This window comes from Aridibaculum aurantiacum, from assembly GCF_017355875.1.
Lineage (GTDB): Bacteria > Bacteroidota > Bacteroidia > Chitinophagales > Chitinophagaceae > Segetibacter > Segetibacter aurantiacus.
The window spans coordinates 2,095,777-2,109,265 of sequence record NZ_JAFEWC010000001.1; the positions used below are offsets into that span (position 1 = coordinate 2,095,777).

The 13,489-nt window shown below is 42.6% G+C and carries 11 protein-coding genes; 9 read left to right on the top strand and 2 right to left on the bottom strand.

Features of this window, described 5'->3' with window-relative positions; translation table 11 throughout:
* Positions 1-28: 28 nt before the first annotated feature.
* The 4 genes from thrS (at position 29) to J4N22_RS08760 (ending at position 4,119) form a co-directional block, all read left to right on the top strand.
* Positions 29-1,969, top strand: a complete 1,941-nt coding sequence (thrS, locus tag J4N22_RS08745; RefSeq protein WP_207493545.1) for a threonine--tRNA ligase — start codon at positions 29-31, stop codon at positions 1,967-1,969.
* 102 nt (positions 1,970-2,071) lie between these two features.
* Positions 2,072-2,656, top strand: a complete 585-nt coding sequence (infC, locus tag J4N22_RS08750) for a translation initiation factor IF-3 (protein ID WP_207493546.1) — start codon at positions 2,072-2,074, stop codon at positions 2,654-2,656.
* A gap of 98 nt (positions 2,657-2,754) precedes the next feature.
* The gene (gene yiaK, locus J4N22_RS08755; protein WP_207493547.1) at positions 2,755-3,768 is read left to right on the top strand and encodes a 3-dehydro-L-gulonate 2-dehydrogenase; all 1,014 of its coding nucleotides are present in this window, start codon (positions 2,755-2,757) and stop codon (positions 3,766-3,768) included.
* A 6-nt stretch (positions 3,769-3,774) separates the two neighbouring features.
* Positions 3,775-4,119 carry an MmcQ/YjbR family DNA-binding protein gene (locus J4N22_RS08760; RefSeq protein ID WP_207493548.1) on the top strand — a complete coding sequence of 115 codons (345 nt, stop codon included), beginning with the start codon at positions 3,775-3,777 and terminating at the stop codon, positions 4,117-4,119.
* 4 nt (positions 4,120-4,123) lie between these two features.
* On the opposite strand, the gene J4N22_RS08765 is transcribed toward J4N22_RS08760, so the two are convergent.
* Positions 4,124-4,546, bottom strand: coding sequence for an NUDIX hydrolase (locus J4N22_RS08765; RefSeq protein ID WP_207493549.1), 423 nt, complete (start codon positions 4,544-4,546; stop codon positions 4,124-4,126).
* Positions 4,547-4,577: 31 nt separating this feature from the next.
* On the opposite strand from J4N22_RS08765, the gene pyrE reads away from it, so the two are divergent.
* Both pyrE and J4N22_RS08775 read left to right on the top strand, forming a co-directional pair.
* Entirely contained in the window at positions 4,578-5,243 is a 666-nt protein-coding gene (gene pyrE / locus J4N22_RS08770) for an orotate phosphoribosyltransferase (RefSeq protein ID WP_242692100.1), read from the top strand.
* A 20-nt stretch (positions 5,244-5,263) separates the two neighbouring features.
* Entirely contained in the window at positions 5,264-5,677 is a 414-nt protein-coding gene (locus J4N22_RS08775; protein WP_207493550.1) for a copper chaperone, read from the top strand.
* Positions 5,678-5,723: 46 nt separating this feature from the next.
* Here J4N22_RS08775 and J4N22_RS08780 read toward each other — a convergent pair whose 3' ends face one another.
* Complete coding sequence (locus tag J4N22_RS08780; protein ID WP_207493551.1) at positions 5,724-6,179, bottom strand: LEA/WHy family protein; 456 nt, start codon at positions 6,177-6,179, stop codon at positions 5,724-5,726.
* 271 nt (positions 6,180-6,450) lie between these two features.
* Between J4N22_RS08780 and J4N22_RS08785 the strand changes: the two genes are divergently transcribed.
* The 3 genes from J4N22_RS08785 to J4N22_RS08795 all read left to right on the top strand — a co-directional run bounded on the left by J4N22_RS08785 (position 6,451) and on the right by J4N22_RS08795 (position 13,485).
* A complete protein-coding gene (locus J4N22_RS08785) occupies positions 6,451-7,089 on the top strand; it encodes a WbqC family protein (RefSeq protein ID WP_207494712.1) in 639 nt (212 codons plus the stop codon).
* A gap of 100 nt (positions 7,090-7,189) precedes the next feature.
* Positions 7,190-12,325 carry a PKD domain-containing protein gene (locus J4N22_RS08790; RefSeq protein ID WP_207493552.1) on the top strand — a complete coding sequence of 1,712 codons (5,136 nt, stop codon included), beginning with the start codon at positions 7,190-7,192 and terminating at the stop codon, positions 12,323-12,325.
* Between the two features lie 131 nt (positions 12,326-12,456).
* The gene (locus tag J4N22_RS08795; protein WP_207493553.1) at positions 12,457-13,485 is read left to right on the top strand and encodes a PorP/SprF family type IX secretion system membrane protein; all 1,029 of its coding nucleotides are present in this window, start codon (positions 12,457-12,459) and stop codon (positions 13,483-13,485) included.
* The last annotated feature ends 4 nt before the right edge of the window (positions 13,486-13,489 follow it).

A 13,489-nucleotide genomic window follows, 5' to 3' on the forward strand; every position in this document is an offset into this window, starting at 1 on the left:
CAATCCTTAATAAAGGTTTACTATTTATATGATCAATGTTTCTTTTCCGGATGGTGCGGTAAGGCAGTATGAGCAAGGGGTTTCTGCAATGGATATTGCAAAATCTATAAGCGAAGGACTGGCGCGCAAAGTATTAGCAGCAAAAGTGAATGATGAAGTTTGGGATATGACCAGGCCTATCAATAATGATGTTTCGCTGAAACTACTAACGTGGGATGATTTAGATGGAAAAACCACTTTTTGGCATTCATCTGCCCACCTGATGGCTGAAGCTCTGGAAGCTGTTTTTCCTGGTGTGAAACTGGGTATTGGACCTGCTATTGAAAAAGGTTTTTACTATGATGTAGACCTTGGCGACAGGCAGATTACAGAAGAAGACCTGCGCAAACTTGAAGTGAAAATGGTTGAACTTGCTAAGCAAAACAGCCAGTACACAAGGAAAGAAATCAGTAAGAATGATGCTGTTTCTTATTTCACCGAAAAAGGTGATGAGTACAAACTGGAACTTATAGATGGTCTTGAAGATGGCCAAATCACTTTTTATACGCAAGGAAATTTTACAGACCTGTGCCGCGGACCACATATTCCGCACACTGGTTTTATAAAAGCTATTAAGCTTACAAACATAGCGGGTGCTTATTGGCGTGGTGATGAAAAACGTAAGATGCTTACACGTATCTATGGCGTTACATTTCCCAACCAGAAAGAGCTGGATGAATACCTGAAACTGCTGGAAGAAGCTAAGCTGCGTGACCATCGCAAGTTGGGTAAAGAACTGGAGCTATTTACTTTTTCAGAAAAGGTAGGTCTTGGGCTTCCGCTGTGGTTGCCTAAAGGAGCAATGCTTCGCGAAAGGCTGCAACAGTTTCTACAAAAAGCACAAATAGAAACGGGTTATTTACCTGTTATCACTCCACATATTGGCCATAAGAATTTATACATTACAAGTGGTCACTACGAGAAATATGGCAAGGATAGCTTTCAACCGATAGCTACACCGCAGGAAGGTGAGGAGTTCTTTCTGAAACCAATGAACTGCCCACACCACTGCGAAATATACAAAGCAAGTCCACGTAGTTATAAAGATCTTCCGCTTCGTCTTGCTGAGTTCGGCACCGTGTATCGTTACGAGCAACATGGCGAACTTCACGGGCTTACACGTGTGCGTGGATTTACCCAAGACGATGCTCACTTGTTCTGCATGCCTGAACAGGTAAAGGATGAATTCAAAAAAGTGATTGACCTGGTATTGTATGTATTCAATAGCCTGAGCTTTACTGATTATACTGCACAGATTTCATTGCGTAGCAGAGAAGATAGGAGCAAGTATATAGGCAGCGATGAGAACTGGGAGATAAGTGAAAGAGCTATCATTGAATCAGCGGAAGAAAAAGGTTTGCCAACTGTGATTGAATATGGTGAAGCTGCATTCTATGGACCTAAGCTTGATTTCATGGTGAAAGATGCTATAGGTCGTAAGTGGCAACTGGGAACTATCCAGGTTGATTACAATCTACCTGAACGTTTTGATCTTACTTATATAGGAGAAGACAATGCGAAACATCGTCCTGTAATGATCCATCGTGCGCCATTTGGTTCTATGGAACGTTTCATTGCGGTACTGATAGAACACTGTGCCGGAAAATTCCCGCTTTGGCTGGCACCTACGCAGGTTATGGTTTTACCTATCAGCGATAAATACATACCTTATGCTAAAGAAGTGGAGCAACAGCTAAGGCAAAAAGACATTCGCATAGTAACTGATGATCGCAACGAGAAGATCGGCAAGAAGATCCGCGAAGCAGAAATGAATAAAGTGCCTTACATGTTTGTGGTAGGAGAAAAGGAGATGAACGAAAGACAAGTTGCCATGAGAAAACAATCAAAAGGTGACATTGGCGTAAAATCTATAAACGAGGCATTAGAATTGTTACAGGAAGAGATTGATAGTAAAAGAGCATTTGAATAATTCTCTATATTTACAATATTGGTTATGGTTGTAATTAACCAGCGCCAGTTTCAAAAGCATATTTTTTTCAAACAAAAAAACACGTTCACTAAAAACCATTTAATGGCAGTTAACCAGAATTTCAGGGGAAGAAATCCCAATTTTCGTAGAGAACAACAACAAGAACATAGAACGAACCGAATGATACGGGTTCCGGAAGTAAGATTGGTTGGAGAAGGAATAGAACCCGGAGTATATCCCATAGAAAAGGCACTTGCCATGGCGGAAGCCCAGGCACTTGATCTTGTAGAAATTTCACCCAATGCAGCGCCGCCTGTTTGCCGCATCATCGATTACAAAAAGTTTTTGTATGAGAAGAAGCGTAAGGAAAAGGAGATGAAGGCGAATTCTAAGCAAAGCGAGGTGAAAGAGATCCGCTTCACGCCTAGTACCGATGATCACGATTTTGAATTCAAGACCAAACACGCAGAAAAGTTTCTTAAGGAAGGAAATAAAGTAAAAGCATACGTTCAGTTTAAAGGCCGTGCGATTATGTTTAAAGATCGTGGTGAGCTATTGCTTCTGAAGTTTGCTGAAAGACTAGGTGAAGTAGGTGCGCTTGAAAGCATGCCTAAGATGGAAGGAAAAAGAATGTTGGTCATCTTCGCACCTAAGAGCCAGAAGAAAAAGACAGATAAGGAAAAGTAATAAAAGACCAGTGATCAGTGATTGGTCATAGTTCTGAATTTTCTAATTGAATATTGTAAAAACAGTAGAGCATTTCTACTGTTTTTTTTGTTTTAACTATGGAACAAGAGCAACTGATACGGGTTAGAATGCACGATATGCAGCAGCAGTTTTCCACTGTACTGCTGAAGTATGGTTTTACGGCAGTTAAAGCTGAAACACTATCTCAGGTTTTTGCTGAGAACAGTTTAGATGGTGTGTATACGCATGGTGTAAATCGTTTTTCACGCTTTATCCAATATGTGCAACAAGGGCATGTACAAAAAGATAATGAACCTTCTTTGGTACATGCATTTGGCGTCATAGAGCAATGGAATGGCAACGGAGGTCCGGGTATATTAAATGCTTTGCAATGCACTGAACGGGCAATGGCAATAGCTACAGGTAACGGCATTGGAATGGTTGGTCTGGCTAACACCAACCACTGGATGAGGGGTGGCACTTACGGGTGGCATGCAGCTAAGAAAGGCTTTGCACTCATCAGCTGGACCAACACCATATCGGTGATGCCTTCATGGGGAGCTACTGAAGCTAAATTGGGGAATAATCCACTAGTATTCGCTATACCTTACCACGATGAGGCAATCGTGCTCGATATGGCCATGTCGCAATTTTCGTATGGTAAAATGGAAATGAAAGCAATGCGTGGCGAAAGCCTGGAGGTGCCAGGAGGTTTTGATGCGCAGGGAAATGTTACTACTGATGCGGCAGCCATCCTGGCATCCAAACGGCCAATGCCTATTGGTTATTGGAAAGGAGCCGCACTGGCGTTATTGCTTGATGTTTTTGCAGCCATACTTTCTGCAGGACAGGCTACAAAAGCTATTTCTGCCTCAGCTGTTGAAACAAATGTTTCACAGGTTTTTATTGCTATTGATCTATCGAAGCTGCACAACTATTCGTCCATAGCAGCGGCTTTACATTCTATTGTGGAAGATTATAAAACAGCTTCAGCACTGGGTGATGGAGCTTTACGCTACCCGGGTGAAGGTGTTGTGAGAACAAGAAAGGAGAACTTAGAAAAAGGTATACCCGTAGACAAGGAAGTTTGGGAGAATATACAAAACCTGTAGTAAGCAATGAACATAGAAGAACTAAGAGATTTCTGCCTTTCTCTAAAAGGCACGCAGGAAGATATAAAATGGGGGCACGACCTCTGCTTTACAATATGCAGCAAAATGTATTGTGTAACAGGCGCCGATGGAAAAGGCGGTACTTCCTTCAAATGCACGGATGAAAATTTCGAATTGCTGCAGGAGCGGGAAGGCATCATTCCAGCTCCGTATATGGCGAGGCATAAATGGGTGATGGTAGAAATGTCAACCGCGCTTACCAAAGAGGAATGGAAGCAATACATTTTACAGTCATACCAACTGGTGGTGGCCAAGCTACCAAAGAAGGTAAAACTGGAAGCAGGATTATAAGTTGCTAGTTCAATTGGTTGTGGTCATCAAAATAGCGCTCTACTATTTCTATGATGTTCGGGTAAGTATCAGCCAGGTAAGGTTGTAGTTTGTGTTCACTCACCCATTCCAGTTTTTCAATGTCTTCCTCTACCTGCGGCACCAGTTGCTGTTCACCCGTAACCTTCATAGCATACCAATGTGTTTCCTTTTCTATTTCTATATTTCGCTCTATGTAAAAATGAGTTGTAACTCCAATCAATTCTCCTAACTGGATATTCTTCAACCCAGTTTCTTCTTCCACTTCGCGAACTGCACATTCCGGAATACTTTCACCTTCATCTAGTTTCCCTTTTGGGAGATCCCACTTTCCCCGCCTGAACTGGAATAGTATTTCTCCTTTTTCATTAGAAACTATTCCACCTGCTGCTATTATCTGTTCTGGCATACTGTTCTTTTTACAGGCAAAGAAACAACAAATGTTGAAGCTCTTTTGCTTCACTTATCTTCGCGGCATGACCAATCAAAAAGCTGTAGCCGAAAAACTGCTTCAGATAGGAGCAGTGCAACTTAGGCCTGAACAACCATACACCTGGGCCAGCGGCTGGAAGAGCCCTATCTATTGCGACAATCGTCGAATTCTTTCTTTTCCGTTCATCCGTGACTTCATTAAGAGCGAGATGTGCAATGTTGTATTTGAAGCATTTCCTGAAGCTGACTTGTTGGCTGGTGTTGCTACAGCAGGTATAGCCTGGGGCGCAATGGCTGCCGACCAGTTGAAGCTGCCTTACATATACGTACGTCCAAAACCCAAAGAGCATGGATTGGGCAACCAGGTCGAGGGCTTCTACGAAAACGGGCAGAAGACGGTGGTGATAGAAGATCTAGTTTCTACAGGAAAAAGTAGTCTGCAGGTAGTGGATGTGCTAAAACAGCAGGGACTAGATGTTATTGGAATGGTCTCCATTTTCAATTATGGTTTTGATGCAGCAGTGAAAAACATGGAAGCTGCCGCGGTTCCTCTTCATTCGCTCACCAATTATCAAACGCTTATTAACACGGCTTTGGAAAAAGGGCTTGTTCAAACACAGACAGAAAACTTATTATTGCAGTGGCGGCAGGATCCTGCCAACTGGAATGGGTAACGTTTAAACTAATAATCTTTATGAAAAAGCTTCTCTTATTGCTCATTGCATCTTTTGCTATTGGTGCAAGTTCTTTCTGCCAGGTACAGCCTGCTAAGCAAGAATGGCTGACTATTAAAACACCTAATGTTCGCTGCTGGGAGTGTAAAAAACGGTTGGAAGATTACATGGCGCGTGAAATTCAAAACAACCAGTCTGGCGTTCTGAAAATGACCATCAATATGCTCAGTGGTACTACCAGGGTATTGTACAGGACAGACAGAACTAATGCTGACAACATTAAGACATCCTTCAACAACGCAGGATTTGATGCAGATGATATGAAAGCGACAGAAGATAGTTACAAGATGCTTCCTCCGCAGTGCAAAAGAGTAGAAGAAGGCGGTGGCCCTAAAAAAGGTAAACCTTGCCATATGGATCCACAATACCAATAGTTAATTTAAAAATATTCAGAAGCTGTCCCAACCGGGCAGCTTTTTTTTATGGGTTAAAAAGATCCACCTTGTGTCTTCCCTCATAGTTGAAGGGAACGTTGATAAAGACCCCGCTTTTGCCTACACGCGTGGTTCCTTTTGCTGCTACCAACACTTCGTTGCTGAATAACACGTTCAGCGAATTCTTGAAAATATTCTTCATATCTACATCCATTGATGCAGGTAAGGTAAATTCTGCGTTACGTGGAATAACCATAGTGGTGTCCAGCAGGAACTTCCCAACATAAGTATTGTCCAGGTAAATATCGCAGTCTACCTTTTTAAGCGTTACGCCAAAGTTGTTTGGATTGAAATACAACAGGTCCATAGCTACAGTTAACTTATTAAAGCCCCAGTTGGAGACCCTGAAATTCTTGATGTCACGGTAATCAAATCCTTGTGGCTTTTTACAAGCTGTAAAACTTAGGAAGGTCAATAGGAGTAGGGGTAATAGCAAACGCATGGAAAACTTTTATGGCAATATAGCATAAAGTCACATCTTGCAGCAGCAGAAGTTGCTTTTTACAATTCAAAGGGATGCTAAAGCCTTTAGTATTTTACCTGAGATAAATAATAAATTTTATCAAGATGCTTTTGCTAAAGATGTTTCATACTAGTTAAAGCTTATAAGAAGTTATTAATTAACAATTTACAGAATTTGCTTAGTAATATTATCAGCTTATGTGGCACCTAATTAAGAATAAAAACACCTTTGAAATAAAGAAATACTGTCAATGAAAGATCAAAAAGATTTAACTCATGTTCTATCTGAAAATCAATATTTTCCACGTGTTGACTACTTTATAGCTTCTGCAGGAGCAACATGTATAATTTTAGAACAATATGAAAGCTTCCAAAAAATGAGCTACAGGAACAGGTGTACCATTTTTGGCAGTAACGGCCCTATAGATCTTTCCATTCCCCTGGTTCGCGGAAGGGAGCAGCGGAAGCTGATAACGCAGGTGGAAATAGATAATTCGACTGATTGGCGGACAAGACATTTACGCAGCATCCAGTCATCTTACGCCAAAGCCCCATTTTTTGAATATTATTTTGATGCCATTGAAGGACTCATTCGAAACCCAACTTCCAAATTATTTGAGTTTAATCTGCAGGTTCTAAAATGGCTGGTGAAGGTGTTGAAGCTAAATTGTACAATAGAATTATCAACCACCTATGAACATGAACCAACGGATGTTTTAGACCTGCGGAATAAGTTTTTGCCCCGCAACCGGTTGGCTTCTTCAGAACGAAGTCTTGAATATTACCAGGTCTTCCAGGACAGGTTTGGCTTTCAACCCAACCTAAGCATTATTGATTTGCTGTTCAATGAAGGGCCTGCTGCCACTCGTTTACTTCAATCACCTAAGTAACAACAAGGAATTTTCAGCTTATTTTAATCTGCCTGCACAATAAGCGGGAAAGTAGCGGTAGCAATTAACATAACTTGCACGTGACAACTCCACCCAAACTATGCCCAAACTTTTGGTCGCCTGCTTGTGTATGCTCTTTTTCCTGCCTGTTATTGCACAGGATTTTTCAAACAAAGGAAAAGACTTCTTCATTGCCTATCCCGCGCATATTGACGGCACCAGTTCGGTAATGGGTATCTACATTACTTCTGATGTAAATACCTCCGGTACTATCCAGGTTGGACCAACTGCTACTATTCCATTTACAGTTACAGCAAACCAGGTAACACGAAAATTTTTAGGTTCAAGTGGAGTGGTGGATGCAAGCAACAGCTATGTTTACTTGTCGCAGGTTGACGGTATTAAGGGAAATGCGGCCATACGCATCACAGCAGATAAACCAGTGGTAGCATATACGCATATCATTCGTTCTGCCCGGTCGGCTGCTACACTTGCGCTTCCTACTACCGTTTTAGGTACAGAATACATTGCACCCAGTTACCAGAATCTAGGTTCATCTGCCGGCTACGGCGAAATAGCAGTTGTAGCCACTCAACCAGGTACTGTAATAGAGGTTACACCAACTGTAACCGGAAGAGGTGGTAGGGCAGCCAATGTTCCTTTCCAGGTTACACTGGCTTCAGTGGGTGATGTGTACCAGTTCCAGGGTATCAATAATGCCGATATATCAGGTACAAGAGTAAAATCTATTTCTACTGGCAGTGCGGGATGTAAACCTATAGCTGTTTTTTCTGCAACCACATGGTCAGCGTTTGATTGTACCAATGCAGCTGGAGGCGACAACCTGTACCAGCAGCTTTTCCCGGTTAGGACTTGGGGCAAAAAGTTCATTACCGCACCATTTATCAACCGGCCTTACGATATCTACAGGATATTTGTTTCCGATCCTACTACAGCAGTAAGTGCGACCATTCAAGGTGTTCCGTTTCCACTGAATGCATCTAATTATGTAGCAAGTGGTGGTTATTACCAGGTAAAAACGCCTTATCCTATATATATAGAAGCTGATAAGCCTATTTCGGTGGTTCAATACATTGTTTCGCAGACTTGTAAATCTGGTTGTAGTACAGGTAGTGGTACCACATCCAGTTGTATGGCCGATCCGGAAATGGTAATGCTGAACCCGATTGAACAGACACTCAGCGATATTACTTTTTTCTCTGCGCACCAGTCTTATGTGCCGCCGAATCAAACACAGGTAACGCAGCACTTTGTAAATGTTATCATCAACAAAGCATATAAATCAACCGTAAAAATTGATAATGTTCCTGTACCAGCTTTTCAGTTTATTGATATCCTTAATACTCCATATGCTTACCTGCAGTATGATGTTTCCGCGTCGTCTGCCACCAACCCTGTGCACCGGATAACTGCTGATACCAGTTTCTCCGCTATAGTTTATGGTTATGGAAACGTAGAATCGTATGGCTATAATGGAGGAACAAATGTGCGGGATCTGTACCAGTATGTGACGCTCCAAAATCAATACGCTACTGTAAATTTCCCGGCTACGTGTAAAAATACTCCTTTCAATTTCTCAATAACGCTGCCTTACCTAGCTACCAGCCTCACCTGGGATTTCAACAACAACCCAAACCTGGCGCCAAATAACAATGTGGTTAATAATGCCCCGGTACCGGATAGCTCTTTCGTACGCGATGGCAGAACATTGTATGTTTATAAACTTCCTTCTACCACCTATCATTTTTCCGCAACAGGAACTTATAATGTAAAGGTGCTGGCGAATAATCCTTCTCCTGATGGATGTAGCGGCGTGCAGGAAATTAATTATGATGTGGAAGTTTACGATCCTCCTGTTTCCGATTTTACTGTCACACATTCCGGTTGTTTCACAGATAGTATCCGCTTTGCAGGGAGCACAGCCAGCAACGGCAGGCCAATGAACAAGTGGCTCTGGAACTTTGGCGACAATACCACTGACACCGTACGTACGCCTGCTAAATTATACCAGGCTGCAGGCACCTATAACGTCAGCTTACGCTCCATCAGCGATATAGGCTGTGTGGCAGATACTGTAAAAGCTATAACGCTTTCTTCCAAACCTGTGGCGGCATTTGGTGCAACCGGAACCTTCTGCCCCGGCAGCAATTTTACTTTCTCCGACTCTTCGAGCATAGAAACAGGAACCATAGTAGAATGGACATGGAACTTTGGAAACGGCAACACTTTCAATTCGACTACTAATATTGCTCCTCCTGTGCAAACCTATCCTGCGCCAGGTGTTTACACAGTAACGCTGGAAGTAAAAAGTAACACAGGTTGCAAAAGCGTACTCGCAACAAAGCTTATAACCATCCATTCATTACCTGTTGTAGATTTCAACCTGCCTGGTGTCTGCCTTCCTTCTGGCGTCGCACAGTTTCAAAATTTGACTACTACACCAGGAGGTGGAGCCAATTCTTACGTTTGGAATTTTGGTGATGGGGGAACCAGCACGGCTATTAATCCTGTTCATACTTATACAGCTCCTGGTCCATATAGTGTTCAGCTTACTGCTACGTCTGCTTTTGGCTGTAAAAAGGATTCAACCAAAACCTTCACTAATATTTTTGCTCAACCCATAGCAAACTTCACAACCACGCCTGCTGAAATATGTGTCAAGGATAGTTTCAGTTTAAGCGATGCCAGTACAACCGCCAATAGTAGTGTGGCAGAATGGTTTTGGGATTTTGGCGATGGCACTTCCAGCAACCTGCAGCACCCGGTAAAGAAATATGTAACGGCAGGTAACTACCCGGTGAAGCTTTACATAAAATCTGCTGCCGGATGCGAGTCTGCAGTTTTCGAAAAACTACTTATTGTCAATGCGTTGCCTACTCCTGCATTCGTGGTTTCTCCACCAGTCTGCGAAGCGAAGGAAGTAACCATACTCAATCAATCCCAGGCTAACTCAGGTACCATCAGTTCTTATTATTGGAATTTGGGTGATGGCACTACATCCACTACTTCGGCAAGTTCATTCACCCACACCTATGCATTGGGAAGCTATAGTATAAAGCTTAGTCTTGTGAACAGCAAAGGATGTAAAAGCGATACGCTGGTAAAGACGGTTGAGGTGAATGCATTGCCTGTTGTGAATTTTGGACTACCTATTGTTTGCTTGAGCGATGCATTTGCTCAGTTTACCGACAGCAGCCAAATAAGCGATGGAAGTGCCGGTGCATTTACCTACGCATGGAATTTTGGAGATCCTAATGCTTCAGCTGCTAATCCTAACACTTCTAATGTAAAGAACCCCCAGCATAAATATTCAGCTGCACAGGTTTACAATGTCAGCCTTACGGTAACATCCAATAAAGGTTGTACAGCAACATTATCAAAACAGTTTACTGTTAATGGAGCTGTGCCTGATGCGCGCTTTGAAGTGCTGAATAGCAATAGCCTTTGCAGCAATAAGGAAGTGCAGATACGAAATACTTCTGTCGTAGATTTTGGTGCGATCAGCAGGGTAGAGATCATTTGGGATAATGCCAACACGCCTACTGTTATGCAAGTAGATGATGCGCCTTCTTTTAACAAGGTTTACAGCCACAATTATCCTTCTTTACAGGTTACCCGTACATACCAGGTAAAGCTTCGTGCTTTTTCTGGAGGCACCTGTGTGGATGAAGAAATAAAAACTATAACAGTTAATGCTAGTCCTAAAGTTTCTTTTGCCACCATTCCGGGAATTTGCCTTGATGCGAATCCAAGACAATTAGATATTCCAGCAAACGGTGGAGTAGTAGGTACTGGTGCATTTAGCGGAAACGGAATCACTGCCGCTGGCATCTTTACACCTACTATAACCGGTGCAGGAAATAGTACCATCAGGTATACCTATGTGTCTGACAAAGGTTGCCGGGATTCATCTACTGCAACTATTACTGCTTGGCCATCGCCTACAGCATTTTGGAAAACCAGCACTACTACCTGTGTGGCAGACGCAATTACATTTGCAGACTCTTCAGTAGCCAACTTTGGCAATATCACCCAATGGAATTGGAATTTTGATGGTATAGTAGTTCCTAAAACCTCAGCCGATCCATTTGGATTTACCTTCAATAGCACCGGCACCTATCCTGTACAATTGCAGGTAATAACTGACAGTGGATGCCGTGCGGAATACGTACAGCAAGTAACTGTTCATCCAAAACCACAAGTTGGATTTTCTCTGCCTGTTGTTTGTTTACCTGCAGGTAAAGCGCAATTTTTCGATCAAACTACTATTGCAGGTGGTGCACCAAGCGTATTCACCTACCACTGGCAGTTCGGAAATCCGCTTAATGCCACTCCGTCTACTTTGAAAGATCCTATACATTATTATTCATCTACGGGTCCTTTCACTGTAAAATTGAAAGCTACTTCTGTACATGGTTGTACGGATTCGCTTTCACAACAACTGAATTCCGTTTACCCACAGCCAAAGGCAGATTTTACGTTTACACCAATTGATACATGCGTAGGTGGTACATTTTGGTTTATCGACAACAGTGATGGTCGCACCTCTGCCATCAGCACCTGGAACTGGAAGTTTGGCAATGGCAGCACAGCCTCCGTTCCTGATCCATCTCATCGTTATGCAGGTGCAGGAAGATTTAATGTTTCGTTGTTCATCACCAACCAGCAAGGATGCGTAAGCGATACAGCTGTTCGTTCTGTTACAGTTCATCCTTTCCCTGTTGTAAATGCCGGGCCGGATCTATTTGTATTGGAAGGAGATGACCTGGTAATACAACCGCAGGTGACAGGAAACATTCTAAGTTATCTGTGGACACCATCCACTTATTTAATTAATGACACAGTGAAAAATGCTGTAACACGTCCATTGCGTGATATTGCTTATAAACTAACTGTAACAGGTGCGGGTGGTTGTAAAGCCGATGATGAAGTATTTGTGAAGCTGCTGAAAGCCCTTCGCATTCCTTCTGCTTTTTCTCCTAATGCCGATGGCATAAATGATACCTGGATCATTGAGCATCTTGAAACATATCCTGGTGCTACGGTAGAGGTTTTTGATCGTTACGGCCGCCAGGTGTTCATGAGCTATGGCTATAAAAAACCATGGGATGGAAGTTTCAACAATAATGCTTTACCGGTAGGTACCTACTATTATATAATAGATCCAAAGAACGGCAGGCAGCGGTACACAGGTTCCGTGACACTTTTAAAATAGGTGAATGTGAACCAATTGCAACGTATAATGCAGTATTTAAATTGTTTACAAGAAGGATTTTTTCAACAGTTGCAGCTGTGGCATTAGGAAAACCTTTACATTTATACTCTTCCCCCTAATTATTAGTTCTAATGAAAAGAAGTTTACTCTTAGCCTTGGTTTGTTTATGTGTAGGAGGAGCTGCTACTGCTCAACAACGTCCGCATTACACCCAGTACATTCTCAACAACTACATCATCAATCCTGCTGTTGCTGGTATTGAAAATTATACTGACATTAAGATCAGCCACCGTCACCAGTGGGTGGGGCTGCAGGATGCACCAGTTACCACTTATCTTACTATACATGGACCGCTGAGTAAGAGTGATGTTGACAGAACAACTGCTACAACTGTAGGCCCTTCAAATGAAAATCCAAGAGGTCGTGCTTATTGGGCTGATTATACCAAAGCTGAACCACATCATGGTGTAGGTTTCACAATGATCAATGACCGCACCGGCCCGTTGAACCGTTTTGCTGCTTATGGTACTTATGCATATCACTTAGGTATTGCAGAAAGAACCAGTATCTCATTAGGTGTTTCTGCAGGTGTCCAAAACTGGACATTGAATGCAAGCAAACTAGACTTTGGCGCAGCTAGCCCTGTAGATCCTGCAGTAGCTGGAAGCGGTTATTTGAACAGACTACGTCCTGATGTGAATGCGGGTGTATGGCTGTATTCAGCGGATTATTTTGTTGGACTTGCAGCTCAAAACATCATTCCTTCCAAACTACGTTTTGCAGAAGATACCGTTCGCTTGTCTGATGGAAGGATCATCCCACACATGTTTTTACAGGCTGGTTACAGGATGTTCCTGAATGATGATTTCTCTTTACTTCCATCTGTTACGGTTCGCTATGCTAACCCGGCGCCAATTGGTATAGATGTAAATGCAAAGCTGCAGTTTCGTGAATTGCTGTGGGCTGGAATGAGCTACAGGCACCAGGATGGGTATGCGGCTATGGTGGGATTGAATGTGAACAGTACCTTCAACATAGGCTATGCACATGATTTTACAACATCAAGATTGAATACTGTAAGCCGCGGTACGCATGAAATAGTAGTCGGCTTCTTACTTGGTAACAGGTATGGCGACTGGTGTCCGCGTAATCTTTGGTAGAATT